This is a genomic window from Bacillus sp. SCT118 (assembly GCF_058566435.1).
The window spans coordinates 2,688,676-2,708,189 of the sequence record NZ_CP191225.1; the positions used below are offsets into that span (position 1 = coordinate 2,688,676).

At 46.2% G+C, this 19,514-nt stretch carries 21 protein-coding genes and 1 riboswitch; of the genes, 4 read left to right on the forward strand and 17 right to left on the reverse strand.

The genetic code is table 11. The annotated features are described in order from the left end of the window. Positions 1 to 68: 68 nt before the first annotated feature. The 5 genes from ykkD to ACQVGT_RS13660 all read right to left on the reverse strand — a co-directional run bounded on the left by ykkD (position 69) and on the right by ACQVGT_RS13660 (position 2,804). Positions 69 to 386: a multidrug efflux SMR transporter subunit YkkD gene (gene ykkD, locus ACQVGT_RS13640; protein ID WP_014476583.1), complete on the reverse strand. Its 318-nt coding sequence runs from the start codon at positions 384 to 386 to the stop codon at positions 69 to 71. Next, on the reverse strand, positions 386 to 724 hold the full coding sequence (gene ykkC, locus ACQVGT_RS13645) for a multidrug efflux SMR transporter subunit YkkC (protein ID WP_015383469.1): 339 nt from the start codon (positions 722 to 724) through the stop codon (positions 386 to 388). Before ykkC ends, ykkD begins: the two co-directional genes overlap by 1 nt. Before the next feature lie 77 nt (positions 725 to 801). Beyond that, positions 802 to 913, reverse strand: a riboswitch (guanidine-I (ykkC/yxkD leader). A 32-nt stretch (positions 914 to 945) separates the two neighbouring features. Beyond that, positions 946 to 1,464, reverse strand: a complete 519-nt coding sequence (locus ACQVGT_RS13650; RefSeq protein WP_015483142.1) for a GNAT family N-acetyltransferase — start codon at positions 1,462 to 1,464, stop codon at positions 946 to 948. Next, entirely contained in the window at positions 1,454 to 1,981 is a 528-nt protein-coding gene (locus tag ACQVGT_RS13655; RefSeq protein WP_015483141.1) for a DinB family protein, read from the reverse strand. Before ACQVGT_RS13655 ends, ACQVGT_RS13650 begins: the two co-directional genes overlap by 11 nt. A gap of 91 nt (positions 1,982 to 2,072) precedes the next feature. Continuing rightward, positions 2,073 to 2,804 carry a DUF421 domain-containing protein gene (locus tag ACQVGT_RS13660; RefSeq protein WP_015383466.1) on the reverse strand — a complete coding sequence of 244 codons (732 nt, stop codon included), beginning with the start codon at positions 2,802 to 2,804 and terminating at the stop codon, positions 2,073 to 2,075. A 147-nt stretch (positions 2,805 to 2,951) separates the two neighbouring features. On the opposite strand from ACQVGT_RS13660, the gene ACQVGT_RS13665 reads away from it, so the two are divergent. After that, positions 2,952 to 3,176, forward strand: coding sequence for a hypothetical protein (locus ACQVGT_RS13665; protein WP_015252245.1), 225 nt, complete (start codon positions 2,952 to 2,954; stop codon positions 3,174 to 3,176). Positions 3,177 to 3,253: 77 nt separating this feature from the next. Here ACQVGT_RS13665 and hmpA read toward each other — a convergent pair whose 3' ends face one another. Continuing rightward, positions 3,254 to 4,453 carry an NO-inducible flavohemoprotein gene (gene hmpA / locus ACQVGT_RS13670; protein ID WP_015383465.1) on the reverse strand — a complete coding sequence of 400 codons (1,200 nt, stop codon included), beginning with the start codon at positions 4,451 to 4,453 and terminating at the stop codon, positions 3,254 to 3,256. A gap of 239 nt (positions 4,454 to 4,692) precedes the next feature. Further along, positions 4,693 to 5,211, reverse strand: a complete 519-nt coding sequence (locus tag ACQVGT_RS13675) for an acyl-CoA thioesterase (protein ID WP_003232595.1) — start codon at positions 5,209 to 5,211, stop codon at positions 4,693 to 4,695. A 159-nt stretch (positions 5,212 to 5,370) separates the two neighbouring features. On the opposite strand from ACQVGT_RS13675, the gene ACQVGT_RS13680 reads away from it, so the two are divergent. Then, positions 5,371 to 6,231: a dimethylarginine dimethylaminohydrolase family protein gene (locus ACQVGT_RS13680; RefSeq protein WP_015383464.1), complete on the forward strand. Its 861-nt coding sequence runs from the start codon at positions 5,371 to 5,373 to the stop codon at positions 6,229 to 6,231. Between the two features lie 89 nt (positions 6,232 to 6,320). Beyond that, entirely contained in the window at positions 6,321 to 7,370 is a 1,050-nt protein-coding gene (gene pgl / locus ACQVGT_RS13685; RefSeq protein WP_015383463.1) for a 6-phosphogluconolactonase, read from the forward strand. 42 nt (positions 7,371 to 7,412) lie between these two features. Here the strand turns inward: pgl and ACQVGT_RS13690 are convergent, their stop codons facing one another. The 10 genes from ACQVGT_RS13690 to proG all read right to left on the reverse strand — a co-directional run bounded on the left by ACQVGT_RS13690 (position 7,413) and on the right by proG (position 17,792). Next, positions 7,413 to 8,402: an ABC transporter ATP-binding protein gene (locus tag ACQVGT_RS13690; RefSeq protein ID WP_015483140.1), complete on the reverse strand. Its 990-nt coding sequence runs from the start codon at positions 8,400 to 8,402 to the stop codon at positions 7,413 to 7,415. Between the two features lie 12 nt (positions 8,403 to 8,414). Further along, positions 8,415 to 9,305 (reverse strand): gamma-D-glutamyl-L-lysine dipeptidyl-peptidase, encoded by an 891-nt coding sequence (gene eepC / locus ACQVGT_RS13695; protein WP_015383461.1) that lies wholly within the window; start codon positions 9,303 to 9,305, stop codon positions 8,415 to 8,417. Then, positions 9,302 to 10,402, reverse strand: a complete 1,101-nt coding sequence (gene ykfB / locus ACQVGT_RS13700) for an L-Ala-D/L-Glu epimerase (protein ID WP_015383460.1) — start codon at positions 10,400 to 10,402, stop codon at positions 9,302 to 9,304. The genes eepC and ykfB overlap by 4 nt, the downstream gene beginning before the upstream one ends. Further along, positions 10,399 to 11,358: a S66 peptidase family protein gene (locus tag ACQVGT_RS13705; protein WP_015383459.1), complete on the reverse strand. Its 960-nt coding sequence runs from the start codon at positions 11,356 to 11,358 to the stop codon at positions 10,399 to 10,401. Before ACQVGT_RS13705 ends, ykfB begins: the two co-directional genes overlap by 4 nt. 87 nt (positions 11,359 to 11,445) lie before the next feature. Then, a complete protein-coding gene (gene dppE, locus ACQVGT_RS13710; protein WP_080030723.1) occupies positions 11,446 to 13,095 on the reverse strand; it encodes a dipeptide ABC transporter substrate-binding protein DppE in 1,650 nt (549 codons plus the stop codon). Between the two features lie 2 nt (positions 13,096 to 13,097). Further along, a complete protein-coding gene (dppD, locus tag ACQVGT_RS13715; RefSeq protein ID WP_015383458.1) occupies positions 13,098 to 14,105 on the reverse strand; it encodes a dipeptide ABC transporter ATP-binding subunit DppD in 1,008 nt (335 codons plus the stop codon). Between the two features lie 4 nt (positions 14,106 to 14,109). Continuing rightward, complete coding sequence (gene dppC, locus ACQVGT_RS13720) at positions 14,110 to 15,072, reverse strand: dipeptide ABC transporter permease DppC (RefSeq protein ID WP_014476568.1); 963 nt, start codon at positions 15,070 to 15,072, stop codon at positions 14,110 to 14,112. A gap of 5 nt (positions 15,073 to 15,077) precedes the next feature. Then, positions 15,078 to 16,004, reverse strand: a complete 927-nt coding sequence (dppB, locus tag ACQVGT_RS13725; protein WP_003245446.1) for a dipeptide ABC transporter permease DppB — start codon at positions 16,002 to 16,004, stop codon at positions 15,078 to 15,080. 16 nt (positions 16,005 to 16,020) lie between these two features. Beyond that, positions 16,021 to 16,845: a D-aminopeptidase DppA gene (gene dppA / locus ACQVGT_RS13730; protein WP_014479576.1), complete on the reverse strand. Its 825-nt coding sequence runs from the start codon at positions 16,843 to 16,845 to the stop codon at positions 16,021 to 16,023. Positions 16,846 to 16,973: 128 nt separating this feature from the next. Next, positions 16,974 to 17,792 carry a pyrroline-5-carboxylate reductase ProG gene (gene proG, locus ACQVGT_RS13735; RefSeq protein ID WP_015483138.1) on the reverse strand — a complete coding sequence of 273 codons (819 nt, stop codon included), beginning with the start codon at positions 17,790 to 17,792 and terminating at the stop codon, positions 16,974 to 16,976. 168 nt (positions 17,793 to 17,960) lie between these two features. On the opposite strand from proG, the gene htrA reads away from it, so the two are divergent. Beyond that, complete coding sequence (htrA, locus tag ACQVGT_RS13740; RefSeq protein ID WP_015483137.1) at positions 17,961 to 19,319, forward strand: serine protease HtrA; 1,359 nt, start codon at positions 17,961 to 17,963, stop codon at positions 19,317 to 19,319. Positions 19,320 to 19,514 lie beyond the last annotated feature (195 nt).

Here is a 19,514-nt window from a genome sequence, read left to right on the forward strand (position 1 = left end):
ATAATCCCTCTTATCTTTGTAAGTCTAAACTATTTATCCATTATACTGAAGATTTGATAAAAATCAATTTATGACAGAATTTTTAAACCAACCGCTGAGCATAAAATCAACGCGATAAAGAAGATCCGTTTGGCGTCTTTCTGCTCCTTGTAAAAGAGGATGCCGACAAGCGCCCCGCCGGCGGTGCCAATCCCTGTCCAGACCGCGTAAGCCGTTCCCATCGGAATGGTTTCCATTGCGTACGACAGCAAGGAAAACGAAGCGGCAAAACCAACAATGATCAACAGCACCCATTTCACGCTTTTTTCTTTCGCATATTGATTCATAAGGGCCACGCCGGCCATTTCTAAACAGCCCGCGCACAATAAACTGATCCAGTGCAGCATTATGCCTCGCCTCCTTTTTCCTCTGTCTCATCCTGTGTCACAAGCTTCAATCCGATTACACCGATTAAGAGCACGCCAATTAACAATAGCTTCGGCCATCCAACCGGTTCATGAAACAGAACAATTTCACTAAGTACTGTTCCCGCTGTGCCGAGTCCGGTAAAGACGGCATATACGGTACCAACAGGCAGACTGTGAGTTGCTTTTATTAGAAGATAAAAGCTGAATATGATGCCGATGGCAGTGCCGCTCCATGTTAAGGCTGAGTCAGCGTGCTTTAAGCCTATCACCCAAACAACCTCGAAAACAGCGGCAAGCACGACCAATCCCCATTTCATTTTGAGTCATTCCTTTCTATCTTTTAAGATTCTCCGAAAACAAAAAAACCCCGGACAGTCGTCTCACATGAGATTGACTCTCCCGGGCTTTTTTCCCTCCGTGTGCATACGCGCTTCTATTTACGCGTATGTGTTTTCTCTCGGACCAGTCCATGTCAATTGACATGCGGAACCCTAGAAAACTTTACATGATATCATCATACTAAACTCAGCTCTATCTTTCAATTGTAAGATTTTCTTTCATATACCGCGATCGGTTTATTCCATTTTCTGATCGTTTTGCTGTAATGCATGCCGATTTTCTCCGCTACCCGTATGGACGCTTTATTACCCGGGTCAATCAAAGCCGCCATTTTGCCGAACTGCCGCTCGTTAAAGCCATAGTCCAGACAAGCCCGAGCCGCTTCTTGCGCATAGCCGTTCCCCCAATGGCGGCGGGCAAACATATAGCCAATTTCCATTACGGTTTGATTTTCGATCTGCTGGGGAACGATGCCGCATTGCCCCAAAAACGCCCCTGTCCGCTTATCTTCGGCGATCCACAGACTAACGCCGTACCCTTTTTCATTTCGTTGGTTCCAATTGACCCACTCGCGGGTTTGCCTCTTATCTTTTAAACCGGAATAATATCTCATGACGTCAGGATCATTAAAAAGCAGCCCAAACAAAGTGGCTTGATCCTGATCTTCCATACAGCGCAAACGAATTCGATCGGTCACAAGCTTCGTTTTAGCGTTCATACTTCGCCACATCCTGCTTCCATTCTTTTTTGAGAGCTTCAATATGTGCCTGATGATAGCGGTTATGATCTGCCATATGCCAAATTCCCCATCGTATCGTCGCGGTGTCACCTTCGAAGGAAAGCGGCTGGTTCAAAGCATGTTCAGTTAAAGTGAAGCATACCGATTTCAGCTCGTCTACTACATGCTGATGTCTTTTCAGGAGTTCATCTAAGTCTGGCTGATTCAACGGTTCAGGCAGCCGTCCGCTTTTATCTGTAATCGGGCCGTATGCCTGTTCAATATGGTCCGGTATCCGATTTTCCTTGATACGCCAGACCCATCTGATATCAACATTTGTGATATGGTGCAAAAGCTGAGCCGTGCTGTTTTTTGTTTGGCAGCGCCCCTTATAGTAAAGTTCACTGTGTGTCATATGGCTTACGATAGAAGCCAGACGGAGACTGTTTTCTTCCACTGCGGAATACAGCAGACTGACCGTTGGCGCCATGTCGTTTCGTATGGATAAGTCCTTCATGTTCAGTTCCCCTCCTAACTAGGTACATTTGACACCAAACAAAAATTTCCTTTAAAAAAGAAAAAAGCCCTCATTACAAGAGAGAGCCATCTTAATTGTTATTTCCCGGTTTATATAAGTAAGGATCATGCTGCGGATCATTAGAGGTATTTAAATCAAGGGATATATCACCTCGCGCATTCATCGTGCCTAGGGTGATCGAAGACAGCAATTTAGGCCTGTACCCTTTTTCCTCAAGCTTCTCAAACAGCCAGGATCGGTTTTTTTGGAGATATTTCAAATTATGATCAAGGATTTCGCCATCCAGTATGAGCGGAATCGGGATAAAGTTCCGTTCAGCTTCCATATTCAAATCCCGCACCTGCACCGCTCTCGCTTCCTCTTTCGGGATGACGCTTACTTCTCCCGTTTCTTCAATGATAGCAAGATCAATGTCAGCCGGGTCGGCATAGCCCTTTTCCCTCAGCTTTCCGAGCAGTTCATTAACAGTCAGCCTTTCTTTACGAAGGCCGCGTTCATCAATATCCCCGTTTCGGATTAGGACAGTCGGGCTCACGACCAGGAGCCATCGCCATTTATTAGATAAAGAGAGCTTGCTCATGATAAGATAAAGCACCAAAAAAGCACCCGCATAATAAATAGACATCGGCAGCTTGGATGTAAGGATCGGCTCACTGATAATGGTTCCGATTGCGAAGGTCAAAAGCAGATCAAAATTGTTCATTTGTGACACAGCTTTTTTACCGGCAAGCCGAAACAAAATATACGCAATCGAAAATACGATAACTGGCTTCAGTAAAAATACCCATATCATCCATAACACCGATCTTACCTCCATCCGCTGGTTATATTGAGCCTATTGTGCCCCGTGGCAGGCCCTCTATGCATCAGGGTCTAAATAGGCGAACGTGCACATCGCCTGAACATAACATAATAGAAAGTGACACCGATTGGAGGTGCAATACGCAATATGAAAAATCAGAAGTCGAATACCCTTTGGCCCTTTGATCTGCCATTGGCTCCCCAACCCGAGGGCTACCAGCAGCAAACAATCGACAGGCTGGCCGGTTTGGAGCTAAGGATGGAGCAACTAATTAGAGCGATTGAGGTAAACAATGAATTGCTGAGAACAATGCAAGAACAGCAAAACCGTGTATGCACAAATGGCGGCGGGTCTGTGATTGTCCGGATGTAGAAACCGGCGCTTGTCTACCTTCTTATATCTCAATAAAAAACTCTTCTCTAAAAAGGAGAAGAGTTTCATGTATGTGTTCAAACGGACTGCGCCAAACTTAATTGCGGGCCGAATAGCTCGTAATGGATAGACTCCGGCGCTGATCCGAGCTCTGATACAAGCTTATGCATTGCCGTAATAAACGACGGTGAACCGCAAATATAGTAATCCGCATCTGTGTTGGCAATCAGTTCTTTGAGAAATTGCTGATCAATCTGCCCTTCATGAAATTGAAGATCACCTGCATGGTCTTCCTCTGTCGGCTCGCGATACACAAATGCTGTTTTAACAGCAGAATGTTTTGCTGCTTCTTCTACTTCATGGCGCAATGCATGATATTCACTGTTTTTCGCCGCATGAATGAACAGAATTTGCCGTTCAGGCTGTTTGGAAACAGATGTTTTCAGCATGCTGATCATTGGTGTAATACCAACTCCGGCACTGATCAAAACGAGATCTTTTTGTGATGCAGGATCTAAAACAAAGTCCCCTGCCGGTGCGCTGATCTCTATTGAATCTCCCTCCTGCAACCCATCGTGTAAGTAGGAAGACACGACACCATCCTTCTTCACGGAAATTCGATAATAGTCTTTTCCCGGCATATCAGACAGGCTGTACTGGCGGATATGCGTATATTCAGAATCAGGAATCCGCACTTTGATGCTGATATATTGCCCTGCTTGGAATTCAGGTAACGGCTTGCCGTCTTCCGGTTTCAAATAGAAGGATGTAATTTCTTTGCTTTCCCGTTCTTTTTTTGCGATAACGAATGGCTTATACTCCTTCCAGCCGCCGGCTTGCTCTTCCGCCTGTTCATACATGTCTTTTTCAATTCCGATGAACGCGTCAGCAATGACTCCGTACGCTTTTTCCCATGCCTGCATAATGTCAGGAGTTGCAGCATCTCCCAATACATCTTTAATGGCAATCAGCAAATATTTACCGACGATTGGGTAGTGCTCAGGCTTAATTCCGATACTGCGGTGCTTGTGGCCGATTTGTTTGACAACCGGAATGATGTTTCCTAATTGGTCAATGTTTGCCGCAGCTGCAATAACGGCATTTGCCAGTGCAGTTCGCTGTGTTTTTTTCTTTTGGTTTGTTTGATTAAAAATGTTCAAAAGCTCTGGATGGTCTTGAAACATCCGATCGTAAAAATGGCCAGTGATTGTTTCTCCATGCTGTTGCAATACGGGTACAGTGCTTTTAATAATTTCGATTGTTTTGTTATCTAACATTTTATAAACAATCCTTTCGAAAAGATGTATTCAGAATATATCTTTAAAATACAAGATCTTACGAATAAAAGATATATCTAAAATGAATCTTTAATAAAGTTGTCACAAAATTATCAATTTAACATGACATTTGTTGCTTTTTTATAGAATCCCCTAGCAAAAACGGACTAACCATTGTAATAATCACCATTGAAAAGCACAAAAAAAACCCAAAACAACTTATGTTTTGGGTTTAACGTTCACCAAGGCTTATCAGTTCCGAGCGCATTTGCAAGCGCCTGGCTGTGTTTCTTGCGGTTCTTACGTTCATTAGCACGCTGTACAGCTGTATTATGCAGCATGATTTCTTCTTCTGTTTCCGGTACAACCCTCGGTACAGGCACCGGCTTGCCATTTGAATCTAATGCGACAAATGTCAAAAAGGATGTGGCAGCGAGTTCCCGTTCGCCAGTCATCAAATGCTCCTTAATAACTTTTACAAATACTTCCATGGAAGATGTGCCGACCCATGTCACATAGGACTCCAGGCAGACAGAATCCTTTTGCCCAATCGGTTTTAAAAAATCTACAGAATCCATTGAAGCCGTTACGGTTTCACGTCTGCAATGGCGCGCCGCGGAAATAGAGGCAATGTCATCGATGTAGCTCATTAATTTTCCGCCAAACAGCGTATTATGGTTGTTCGTGTCAAGCGGGAACACCCTGCTGGTTTTTACAACCTTTGACTCTTTACAAAATCTTGTTTCCGGTGTTTCCATACCTTTCTCCCCTTTGATGTCTGATCTTTTAGCTAAATGCACTTATATTCTCCTATTAAACAATATTCTCTTCCATTTGTCTAAAATTTAAAATGGTTTAATGATTTTCATGATGAGGGAATAATAAATGTATTCTTCACACTTTAGGAGGAAAAACAAATGGACGTATCCATCCCGAAATCTCAGCACAAAACAGTATGCCGAACGGAATACGGCACACTTCAGAAAGTGATCTTATGCAAACCTGAGCACATGACCATAAAAGATGTTATAAACGAAACACAAAAACATTTTGAAGATGACAATATTCATGTAAAAACCGCCAACGACCAGCACAGCCGCTTAGTGGAGGCACTTAGGTCACATAACGTTGAGGTCGTCCTTTTGCCCGTTCGCGACGGACTCCCGGAACAGGTTTTTACTAGGGACATAGGATTTGTCATCGGAGAGAAAGCCTTCCTGTCGAGCATGACTGAACCGATTCGCCAAGGAGAAGAAGCCGTTATAAAAGATTTTTTTCACAGCCAAGGTATCTCTTACACCCGTATGCTTGATACGAGTATTGAAGGCGGAGACGTCATTATCGATGATGACATTGTCTATGTCGGAATCAGCCAGCGCACCGACATTTCAGCTATCGGCCAGCTGGAAGAGGCACTTTCTGAATATACGATCGTTCCAGTGAAGCTTCATGAAAAATTTTTGCATTTGGACTGCGTATTTAACATTGTATCTGAAAGCGAAGCGTTAATTTATCCACAGGCCATTGAGCCAACGGCAGCCGATATGCTGGCGAAACGTTATGATCTTATTGAGGTGCCCGAGGACGAACAATTTACGCTTGGCACCAACGTCCTTTCAATCGGAAAAAAAACGATCATCAGTCTCCCTGGCAACCGCCATGTCAATCAACAGCTATCGAAAAGAGGCTATCACATTATCGAAATTGACCTGTCAGAAATTATTAAATCAGGCGGCTCCTTCAGGTGCTGCACAATGCCGCTGATTCGAGGCGATTGAAGAAACTTCCCCTTTTTCATGTTTTGAACAGCTTATTTTATCAAGATACGTTAATATAGAGGTGACATCATTTTTAAGGGGGAAATCGCATGACAAAATACATAGGATATGTGGGAACATATACAAAAGGCGGAAGCGAAGGAATTTATTCATTTGAGCTTGATACTGAGAAAAAAGCACTCAGCGAGCCAAAGCTGGCCGCTAAGCTGGGCAACCCGACATATGTGGCGCCGAATAAAAACAACACCATCCTTTATTCCATCGAAAAAGCAGACGGCCAAGGCGGAGTTGCTGCCTATCAAATCGATAAAAACAGCGGCGAATTGACATTTCTGAATCATCAGTTAATTGATGGCCCTTCGCCATGCCACGTAAGCGTTGATGATCAAAATCAATTCGTCCTGACTGCCAATTATCACAGCGGGAAGGTACACGTTTTTCCGGTTCAGGAAGACGGCAGCTTGCAATCACCTGTTTCAGAGGCCGCTCACACAGGAAAAGGGCCGCACGAAAGACAAGAAAAACCGCATACACACTACGCGGGGTTCACACCTGAACACAATTATGTGGTAGCGGTTGATTTAGGTATAGATAAGCTCTACACCTATAAGCTGAAAGACGGCGTATTGACTGAATCCGGAAGCCATTCCTTCGCCCCCGGTGCAGGACCTCGCCATATCGCTTTTCATCCGAAAGAAAAATACGCTTATGTCATGACAGAATTAAGCAATGAAGTGATTGCGCTTGAATACAACCCGACAGCCGGCGAATTTAGAGAAATCCAAGTCGTTTCTGCCATCCCTGATGATTTTACAGATAACAGCCAGGGAAGCGCAATTCATGTCACAGAGGACGGACGTTTTGTTTATGTCGCAAACCGCGGCCATGACAGTATCGCCGTATTTGAAGTGAATCAATATTCAGGAGAGCTGGCTTTCGTAGAAAGAGTGTCGACTGAAGGCAACTGGCCTCGTGACTTTGTATTTGACCCAACGGAAGGGTTCCTCGTTGCTTCAAATGAAGAAACAGGCAACCTCGTCTTGTTTGAAAGAGACAAAGAAACCGGCCGATTGACACTCCTCCCATCAACGGTTTCTGTCCCTTACCCGGTTTGTGTAAAGTTTTTACATCAACTATAAACAAATGGAGTGGCTCTAGTAAAAAGGAGCCACTCTTTTTATTTATCTCACTTTTTCCTTCGTTTCAGCATTTCGATACAAATGGCAAGCGACAAAACGGCCGGGTTCGATTTCTTGAAGCTGGGGACGAGATTCCCCACATTCAGGCATCGCCTCCGGACAGCGGGTCCGAAACACGCAGCCGCTTGGCGGATTGACCGGGCTCGGCAGCTCTCCTTTCAAGAGAATACGCTCACGCTTGTCCTCCAATTCAGGATCTGGAATCGGAATCGAGGACAAAAGCGCCTTTGTATAGGGATGGAGCGGTTCACGATACAAGGTGCCGCTCTCTGTAATTTCCATCATGTGTCCTAAGTACATAACACCGATCCTGTCACTGATATGCTTCACCATCGAAAGATCATGGGCAATGAATAAAAACGTAAGCCCTTTCTCTTTTTGAAGCCGCTTCAGCAGGTTGACCACCTGTGCCTGGACTGAGACATCAAGAGCAGAAATCGGTTCGTCCGCCACGATAAATTCAGGATTCAGCGACAGTGCTCTCGCAATCCCGATTCTTTGCCTTTGCCCGCCGCTGAATTCATGCGGATAACGGCTGCCAAAATCGGGATGAAGCCCAACTGCCTCAAGCAGCTCGTCTACGACGAGAAGCCGCGCTTTATGGGTATTGTAGAGATTGTGAATCTCCATCGGCTCCAAAATAATTTCTCGAACGGTCATGCGCGGGTTCAATGAAGCATAAGGATCCTGAAAAATCATCTGCAGTTTGCGGTTGAAGGCAAACTGCTCTTTTTCACTCAGTGCATGAAGATTTGTGCCGCGGTATGTCACGCTTCCTTCTGTCGGCTGATAAAGGCGCATCAGCACTCTCCCCAAGGTTGATTTCCCGCACCCTGATTCCCCGACTAGCCCGAACGTTTCTCCTTCATGAATCTGAAAGGTGACCCCGTCGACGGCTTTGACTGTCCGCTTTTTCCCTGCGTCAAAATGCATTTTCAGCTGGCTGACCTCTAACAAAGGCAGTCGCCTCATTTGTCTCCCTCCTTATTCTGAAAAACAGCGGCGCACCGCACATAATTCTTTTTCATAGATTGTCTCTTTTAATGTGAGGATTTCGATTGACTTCCCTGTCTTTGGAGAATGCAGCATTTTCCCGCCGCCAACGGAGAGACCGACGTGATGAATCGCTCCTTTTCCTTCCTCATAAGCAAAAAACAGCAGATCACCAGCCTTCATATCATCAAGCAGGACATCCTCCCCCGCCTTAGCCTGATCTCCCGCATCACGGGGGATGCTGTATCCATTCGCCTTAAATATACTGTACATAAAACCGGAGCAATCAAACCCAAACCCGCTGATTCCTCCCCATAGGTAGGGAAGTCCGAGAAAAAAAGCTCCCGTTTGAATGATGTCTTCAGCAGTCCCTTTCTGTTCGCTGACAGGCACTGCATCACTTTGCTTCACAAACCTTTCTCCCAAAACAGTCGAAACCTTAAAATATCCGTTTTCTTTTGCAATGAAGGGGAGAACCGTCAAAAAGCTTAATTCGATCTCCTTTTCCCCATTGCTTCTGTACAAAAAGGCAGCAGGTTTGCTGATCATCACATCGTGTTGTGTATGGATGGGCTTTGTTTTTTCCAGCTGGTTCTTTTTCATCCAGCCTGGGTATCCGCGTGGATCCTTTCGGGATGGCTGGCTAGGCACGATCACAGAAACCCATTCCCCCTGTTCCGCTGTCACAAGTACCTTTTCGCCAAAGAGAACCTGAGTTTGGATTACATTGTCTGTACATAATCTAAGCCGTTCATCATACGTCATGCGCTTCAGCCAGTCTCTGATCATTACAGTCGGTTGAAGCATGAATTGATCAGACGGACGCGGTGAATCAGGCGCTGTCCAGATGTTGGCCACTGCTGATATGACAGTGTGCATCATTGCTCTTTTTCCCCTTTCAAAAGCGCAGCCCCGGTGATTCCGAGACCCGGTTTGCCAGGCATCGAAATCGTGCTGCCGCTATATGTTATGCCGCCTTTGAATACATCTGTTTTCAGCATCAGCGGCGCGTCAAAATCAAAGCGTGTGATGTTTCTCTTGCTTGCCGCAAAATGCGCCGCGGCCGTAATGCCCAGCTTCGTTTCGATCATGCTGCCGACCATACACTCCACCCCGCAGGCCTCCGCCATGGCATTAATTTTCTCTGCTCCGCTGATGCCGCCCGCTTTCATCAATTTAATATTGATCAAGTCTGCGCTCCGGGTTTGCAGAACTTCGAACGCCTGGCGCGGTGTAAAAACACTTTCATCAGCCATAATCGGCGTATCTGTTGCATCTGTCACCTTTTTAAGCCCAGCGAGATCATCTTTATGGACAGGCTGCTCGACAAGCTCAATGCCTAGACCCGCATCCTCCATTTTCCGAATGGCAGTTACCGCTTCCTTCGGCGTCCACCCCTGATTAGCGTCTAAACGCAGTTTCACAGCTGATCCGACACGTTTTCTGATTTCCTGGATACGGGCGATATCTGTTGCAATATCATCTTTTCCGACCTTTATTTTGAGCGTTTGAAAGCCTTGTTTGAGATAAATTTCGGCATCAGCTGCCATCTCTTCAGGTGAGTTGACACTGACGGTATAGTCTGTTTCCAGCGTATCTCGGTATCCGCCAAGCATTTGATAAAGCGGCAGCCCGCACATCTGCGCCCAGCCGTCGTATAGCGCCATCTCTACAGCAGCCTTCGCGCTCATATTTCCTGTAAGAAGATGCTGGATGTCGTGCAGAATGGCCTCACAGCCGGACAGGCTTTTTCCAAGCAATGCCGGTTTCAACACATGGTGAATGGCACTTTCAATGCTATCCATGCTGTCTCCTGTAATCACTAACGTCGGGGGTGCTTCTCCCCATCCGACTGCACCGCTGTCATAAGTAATCCTTACTATGACTGATTCAGCCGTATACACAGTGCGAAGCGCGGTTTTAAACGGCTTTGTCAGTGGAACGGCGATTCGGCTTGTTTCGATTCGAATGATTTTCATGTCTTCAGCGCCCCTTCTGAAACGCCCGCCTCTATTACGACTGTTTTTTCTGCTGTATTCATAGCAGCTTTCGCACCGATCGGAACGGCAATACTTGGCGAGCAGTGACCGATTTTAAATCCTCTCAGAGCAGGCCTGCCCGCAGAAATAATATAGTCTTCCAGCACCTGCTCAAGTGAGAGAGACTTCTCTCGCTTCACCGGGACACAATTGTGAAAATCACAAACTAGAATTCCCGCCGCGTCCGTCAGCTTCCCCGCCATTTTCAGCTGATTCAGCATCCGGTCGATTTGATAAGGCTCCTCATCAATATCTTCAATAAACAGAAGCTTTCCTCTCGTATCAATTTCAAATGGCGTGCCCAGTGTAGACGTCAGCAAAGACAGATTCCCCCCGACAAGCTCGCCTTCCGCTTTGCCGGGAACAAGCTCGGTCAGCGGAGAAAGCTCTTCTGTATAGGTGAATTCCGTCTCCTGGAAGAGCTGCTTATATGACGCTTTTGTCAGCGGGTGAACGTCGTCAAGGCCAATATCCGAGCTGAGCATCGGGCCATGGAAGGTGACAAGACCTGTGTTTTGATGAATGGCAGTATGTAAAAACGTAATATCGCTGTATCCCCAAAAAATTTTAGGGTGTTTGCGGATCAAGCTGAAATCAATGCCGGCGGCGATACGTCCTGTCCCAAAACCCCCGCATGCGCACAACACCGCTTTTACCTCCTCGTCTCTGAACATCTCATGGAGATCCGCCAGCCGCTCATCATCCTGTCCCGCTAAATAGCCGTGCTGATTTTTCAGCGCCTTGCCCAACTTCACCTGAAGACCGAGCTCTTCTAAAAATAAAAGCGCGGTGTCAAGCTTTTTTGGATCCGGCGGACTTGCGGGCGCGATCACTCCGACTGTATCACCCTTTTTCAGCGCTTTCGGCTTGTAATTCAACGAAAACACTCCTTTCATTTGCTCTGCACCCTACGTATACGTGCAAGAAAGAGAAAAAATACCGCTCCTTCGCATAAAGAAGCAGTATTTCCTCAATCACCGCCATCAGTTTTTATCTGCCCATTTTAAATCGATATAGCCGACAGGGTGACGGACAATTCCCTTTACTTGTTCATTTTGCAGGTGAACCTGATTATAAAAATAAACCGGAATGATCGGCGCTTCATTGATGAGCAGCTTTTCAGCTTGATGCATAAGAGAGAACCGTGTTTTTTCATCGGCTTCATTTTTCGCCTGTTTGATCAGCTGATCGTATTTTTTATTGGCCCAGCCTGTGCGGTTCATCGAATTTCCCGTTTGGAAGGCTTCCAGAAAACTGATAGGGTCCGCGTAATCAGGTAAAAATGAGCTTTGAGAGAATTGGAATTTCAGCGCTTTTTGATCCTCTAAAAATACGTTCCATTCCATATTGGCCAACTTCACATCGACTCCGAGGCTATTTTTCAATTTTTGCTGGATAGCTTCGGCAATCTTTTTATGCTCCGGCTTTGTGCTGTAAGTAAGCGTGATCGCAGGAAGCTTATTATAGTTTTCTTCCTTCATCCCCTTTTCGAGCAGCTGCTTCGCTTTGCTGTCGTTAGGTGAGATCAGGTCTCCGCCTGCTTCACGGAAATCTTTGCCGTCAGGCTGCGTAAACCCAGGCGATACAAAGGCGCGCGCCGGTTTTTCATTATTTTTCGTGACGTACTTTACAATTTCCTCTTGATCCACAGCCATCGCAAAGGCTTTTCTGATGTTTTCATTTTGAAACGGCTCCATGTTGACATTAAATCGATAGAAATAGAGACCCGCCTGGTCAACAATATTGACGTTATCCTGATCAAGCAGCTGATCACTCAGCTCAGCAGGGACATAAGCGGTATCAAGTTCCCCTGATTGAAACATCTGGTAATCTGTATTTCTGTCACTGACCATCGCCCATTTCACCTTATCAAGCTTCACTGTATCTTTATCCCAATACGTGTCGCTTTTCTCCATTGTGATGCTGTCATCATGCTTCCATTCCGTCAGCTTAAACGGGCCGTTTCCGACAAATGTATCCGCCTCAGCAAACCACTTTGGATTGTCTTTATCGACCTTTTCATTTACCGGAAAATACGCAGGATTGGACACAACGCTCAGAAAATATTTTTGCGGTGCTTCCAGTGTAACTTCAAGGGTTCGATCATCCTTTGCCGTCACCTTCACATCGTCTTTTTTCCCTTTCCCGCTGTTATATGCTTCGCCGCCTTCAATAAAATAACCTAGGAATGCCGATGAAGCGCCTTTTTTCGGATCAAGCATCCGCTTCCACGCGTATTCGAAGTCTCCGGCTGTTACAGGATCTCCGTTTGTCCATTTCGCATTTTCCCGAATCGTAAATGTGTAGGTTTTATTATCTTTCGAAACAGACCACTTCTCCGCCATTGCCGGCTCGGGCTCATGATCTTTGCCAAGACGCGTCAGCCCCTCCATGATGTTATTTAACGGCTGCCATGACACATTATTAAAGCCGATCGGCGGATCGAATGAAGTCGGTTCATTTTCATTATTTACATACAGCACCTTTTCTCCGCTGGTTTTTGCCTTATCATGACTGCCTTCTTTTCCGGCCTGTTCATTTGCTGTGCACCCCATCAGCGCAAACGAAAGTCCTAATGCAAGACCCATGCCCCATAGCTTTTTCACTCGTTTCATCCTCTTCCCCCTTTTCATGTTCAATCCTTCGCATCTCCTGACAGCACCGCATGCTCTGCTCGTTGATCCTGCAGCCAGCAGTTGACGGTGTGCGAGTCAGATCTGATCGTCTGGCCCGGGTACACCCTGTCACACACAACCATCCTGTTCGGACAGCGGGCGGCAAACGGGCAGCCCGGCGGAGGCGAAAATAAATCCGGCGGCGTTCCGTCGATCGGGATCAGCTCCGCGCCATCTAAATCCAGCCGCGGGACAGAACCCAGCAGTCCTTTTGTATAAGGGTGCTGCGGCTGATAAAAAATATCTTTTCTCTTGCCGATTTCCGCCATTTTCCCGGCATACATGACTGCGACTCTGTCAGCTACCTGGGCAACGACCCCTAAATCATGTGTAATCAGAATGACAGACACATTCGTTTTTCTCTGAATCTCTTTAAACAGCTCTAAAATCTGGGCCTGAATGGTTACATCCAGGGCGGTGGTCGGTTCATCCGCAATTAAGATGTCAGGCTCGCAAATCAGCGCCATCGCAATGACAATCCGCTGTCTCATGCCGCCGCTGAATTGGTGGGGATATTGCTTTAAGCGCTCTTCGGGATCTGGAATACCAACCAATGACAGCATGGAAAGCACCTCTTTCCGTGCCGCTTTTTTGCTCATTTTTTTGTGGCGCAATAGCGCTTCCCCCAGCTGGTCGCCGACAGTCAGCGTAGGGTTTAACGCCGTCATCGGGTCTTGAAAAATCATAGAAATGTCGGCTCCCCTTATACTTCTCATTTCTTTGTCAGAGAGACGGCAAAGGTCTTTGTTTTTAAATAGAATGCTTCCTTCTGTCACCTTCGCCGAATAAGGCGGAAGCAGGCCCATGATGCTTTGGGAGGTAACGCTTTTGCCGCAGCCGGATTCGCCGACGATCGCAAAGGTTTCTCCTTTATACAAATCAAAGCTCACCCCTCTGACCGCCTGAACCGTCCCGCCGTAAGTCGTAAAAGACACGTGCAGATTTTTGACTGACAGAACTTTTTCCATACAGCTACCTCCTCAGCTTAGGGTCAAGCGCATCCTGCAATCCGTCCCCCAGCACATTAAACGCGTACATCGTCAGAGATATGAAAAAGGCCGGAAAAAACAGGCGCCACCAATGCCCAGACAAAATCGTAGGCAGGCCGTCATTCGCCATCACGCCCCAACTTGCAAACGGAGCCTGTATGCCGAGGCCGAGAAAGCTTAAAAATGATTCTGCGAATATAGCGGCAGGTACGGTTAATGTCATTTGTACGATGATCGCTCCCATAGTATTCGGCAGCAAATTCTTCCGGATGATGCGAAAGGTTTTCGCGCCAAAGGTTTTCGAGGCGAGTACATATTCATAATTTTTAATCTGAAGTACCTGGCCTCTTACAATTCTCGCCATGCCGACCCACCCGGTCACAGTCAGCGCCACAATAATCGTGCCCAGTCCCGGTCCCATGAGCACCATCAGCAAAATGACAACAAGCAGGTACGGCAGTCCGTACAGCACTTCGATAATCCGCATCATAATGCTGTCAATCCTGCCACCTTTATAGCCGGCAACGCCTCCGTAAATGACACCGATCAAAAAATCAATCAGTGCTGCCATCACGCCGACAAACAACGAAATTCTCGCGCCATACCATGTTCGGGTAAACACATCCCGGCCGAGTTCATCGGTGCCGAACCAATGATCGGCTGAGGGCGGAAGATTTTGTTCTGTCAGCGATTGGCGTACGACACTATGGGGCGATAAAAAGGGCCCGATAACTGCCATGACAAAAAGAAATAAAAGAATAAAGAGTCCGGCCATCGCTAATTTATTTTTCTTCAGCCTCCTCCAGGCATCCTGCGTGTATGACAAACTCGGCCGCTTGACCGAATCGGCTTCCCGATTTTTTTCCTGATTCGAGACAAACCACTCATCAGGCACCTGATTGTGCTGTTCTGGCTGGCGTTCATCCGTTTGTACAGGGAGATTCACACGCTTCACCCTTTCTTATGCAGTTTAATGCGCGGGTCTAAGAGACCGTAGGCCAAATCGACCAAAAACAGCATGATAATCAGAATGACGCTGTAAAAAACGGTCGTTCCCATAATCACGGGATAGTCCCGCTGATTAATGCTTTCAACAAAATATTTTCCCATTCCCGGAATGGCAAAGATTTTTTCAATGACAAAACTTCCTGTTAAGATGCTGGCGACGAGTGTGCCCAGGACGGTAATGACGGGCATGAGTGCATTTCTGAGTGCGTGTTTTACAATAATTTTGAACGGAGAAAGCCCTTTTGCTTTTGCTGTGCGGATATAATCCTGTGTCAGAACTTCGACCATGCTCGACCGTGTCAGCCTGGCAATGATCGCCATTGGCCCTACAGCAAGCGCTGCGGTCGGAAGCACCATATGAATCGGGCTCGTCCATGTGGCAGCAGGAAATAGTTTGAGATTGACAGCAAATTGCTGAATGAGCAATGTTGCCAGAATAAAATTCGGGATGGAGATGCCGAGTACTGCAAGACTCATCGCGGCGTAGTCCAAAAAGCCATTGCGGCGGAGTGCAGCGATTACGCCCAGCACCAGCCCAGAAATCACAGCAATGACAATCGCTGTCATCCCAAGCTCAAAGGAAACGGGAAATCCGCGTTCCAGCATATCATTTACACTGTCCGACGGTTTTTTAATTGAAGGTCCGAAATCGAATGTAATGATGGATTTTAAGTAGAAAATGTATTGGAAAATGAGAGGATCGTCTAAGTGATAGTAGGCTTCGAGATTTTTTTGAACGGCTTCATTTGTGCCTCTCTCCTCGTTAAAAGGAGATCCAGGAATGACCTTCATGAGAACAAAAGTCAGGGTGGTAATCACCAAAATCGTAGCTGCCATTGCCCAAAAACGCTTTATCATGTATCGCGCCAAAGCCTAAAACACCCCTTTAGCAGAATGATGTCCGCATCGCAAGCTCAGTCATGACAAGCATCGCCTGATAGGCTTCAAGCATGTCCTTCGCCTGAAATTGAACGGTTGTAGTTCCCGTCTTGATTTCCGTTCCCGGCATCAGATTCGCCCATTCTGCTTGGCCATAATTGGCGAATTCAATGCTCAGAACTGGCCTGTCAGGCGGTGTGAGCGGCTTGACTTTGTCCTTGTTTTGCAGGGCAAACGCGGTTTTTTCTGTCAACAGCCGTCCGGCTTTCGCAGGGGACAAGCACTTCACTGCGGATCTTGAAATGGTTTGTTTGACTGCGGCTGTCGTCACGTTCGGGATAAGCTCTTCTGCTTCCTTCGCCGCCCGGTCATCCCCGGCTACCATTAATACCGGGACATCATAATATCCGGCAACGTATGCATTTAATCCAAGCTCACCGACAGGCCGATCGTTTATGTAAAAATGACGGACGCCGAAAATCATGCTGTGTGACATGACACCGGGAGTCGAGGCTCTCGCATGATAACCGAGAAACAAAGCGCCTGTAAACGTATCATCCAGTCCCTCCACCATTGAAAATGGTTTGACGTCACCAGAAATCAAGTCTGCTTCAGGGTGAAGCTTTTCAACCATCAGATTATTCATCTTCGAATGACTGTCATTGACCAGCACCTCGGTACACCCGCTGTTAAATGCTTCAGCAATACAGTAGTTGGCTTCTTCAGTCATGATAAGCCGTCCGCGTTCATAATTCCGCTTGCCGGAATCCACAAAGGTATCGTCCGGAAGACCCGAAATACCTTCCATATCTACTGACATGTACAATTTCATAACGCTCCTCCTTTTTTACTAAATTATGAATATTCTAACAGATTATATTAAAAAAAGAGGAAAAATGCAATATAACTGGGGAAAATCTCAACCACTCAGTGATAAAAAAAGAATCCTTTTTCAAGGATTCATGTCTGTTTACCAACCAGTTCTGTAAGCAGTTCATATTTTTTCAGGGTTCTTTCAAACACCTCATCAAAAACGTCCGGCACAGAGGCACGTATCACCTCAGCTCCCTCTCCCGTTATTCCGCCTTTGGTTGCGACACGTTCCAGCGTCTCCTCGAAAGACATATTTTTTTCGATCAGCAGCTTGCCAGTTCCGTATAGCGAATGAATCAGAAAATCAAAGGCTTCTTCTTTGGACAGGCTGCTGTTTCTGACGGCAGACAGTGCCAGCTCTTCAAAGATTGCCGCTATGAATCCCGGTGCCGAGCTCGTTAAATTGCTGGCCGCATCTAAATTCGATTCTTTGATTTCTCGTACACGGCTGAAAACCGATAACAATTCATTCAGATGCTCTTTCTTCTCCGCAGCCAGTGCTTCACTGTGAACGACAAGTGAGATGCCAGCTTCTGCTTCGGACGTAATGGCAGGAATAACACGTGAGATACCCGCTTCTGTTTCTGCCTCCAAAAGACGCAGCGGCACACCGGCAGCTATGGATACGATGTGAGTATTTCTGTTCACATACGGGTGCAGACGGCGCATTGTTTCGATGACATGGAGCGGCGGGACGCATATCAAAATCAATTGGCACGTATTTGCCCAATTCTCCAACGGATCAGCCGATACGTTTGGATAATCTGACATGAGTGCCCGCAGCCGCTCCCCCTTCGTTCTCGTCTCAATAAATAGCTCATTCTCTTTTATTTGTTCATGTTTCAACAGCTGTCTGGCGATCATATCCGCCATGCTGCCATATCCAATCAATCCAATCTGTTCCATCGACTCAGTCCTTTCATATACAATATGAAGTGTACCGTTTTCCGCACTTTTTCACAATTTCCCATAATCTTTTCATTTTTATCCCACAGTTTTTGTTTATGATAAACTCAAGTCATAAACCTATCAATATAAATAGACATGTGAAAATAGAGAAACGGAGTGAACATGATGGATAACTATCGTGATGAAAACAGAACGAAAGGTATTGAGAATGAGGTCTTTTTAACGAAAGAGAACGATCAGAGCGCCTCCTACTCAGCCCGCAATGTCATTCATGATCAGGAGAAGAAAAAACGAGGATTCGGATGGTTCAGACCGTTGCTTGGCGGAGTGATCGGCGGCAGTCTTGCCCTTGGCATCTATACGTTTACACCGCTTAGCGACCATGATTCTCAGGACACTGCAAAACAATCATCCAGCCAGCAGCAAACGCAATCTGTTACAGCAACAAGCACCTCCTCTGAATCTAAAAAAAGCTCATCAAGCTCAAGCAGCTCATCTGCATTCAAGAGCGAGGACTCTTCTAAAATCTCAGATATGGTAGAAGACCTTTCACCAGCGATTGTCGGTATTACAAATCTTCAGGCACAATCAAACAGCTCTTTGTTCGGCTCTAGTTCTTCTGATTCCAGCGAAGATACAGAAAGCGGTTCAGGGTCAGGTGTCATTTTCAAAAAAGAGAATGGCAAGGCTTATATCATTACAAATAACCACGTCGTAGAAGGGGCATCATCACTGAAGGTATCTTTATATGACGGCACTGAGGTTACTGCAAAGCTGGTAGGCAGTGACTCGTTAACTGATTTAGCCGTCCTCCAAATCAGTGATGACCACGTCACAAAAGTGGCAAACTTCGGTGATTCATCTGATCTCAGAACAGGCGAGACCGTTATTGCGATTGGGGATCCGCTTGGAAAAGATCTGTCCCGCACAGTAACACAAGGAATTGTAAGCGGCGTGGACAGAACGGTTTCAATGTCTACATCAGCCGGCGAAACGAGCATTAACGTCATTCAGACTGACGCAGCAATTAACCCCGGTAACAGCGGCGGTCCTTTGTTAAATACAGACGGCAAAATTGTCGGCATTAACAGTATGAAAATCAGTGAGGATGATGTTGAGGGTATCGGATTTGCCATTCCAAGCAATGACGTAAAACCGATTGCTGAAGAACTGCTGTCAAAAGGTCAAATTGAACGTCCATATATCGGTGTCAGCATGCTTGATCTAGAACAAGTGCCGCAAAATTACCAAGAAGGCACACTCGGCCTGTTCGGCAGCCAGCTGAATAAAGGTGTTTACATCCGTGAAGTCGCTTCAGGCTCTCCTGCTGAAAAGGCCGGATTAAAAGCAGAGGATATTATCATCGGCCTAAAAGGTAAAGAAATTGATACAGGCAGTGAATTGCGCAATATCTTATATAAAGACGCAAAGATCGGTGATACCGTTGAAGTGAAAATTCTCAGAAACGGCAAAGAAATGACGAAAAAAATTAAACTTGATCAAAAAGAAGAGAAAACTTCGTAAGACATAACGCCTCAGGCCGCAAAAGCGGTCTGAGGCTTTTTATTAGATAAAAGACCTAATTGCTCTATGAAACTTTCAGACGAGATATACGTATATCATACAGATTGACATCATTCTCATCAGATGCTAGAAACATCGTTTACCAGGAGGCATGAACATGAAAACCGTTGGACTGAGTATGATCTGCGCAGGATT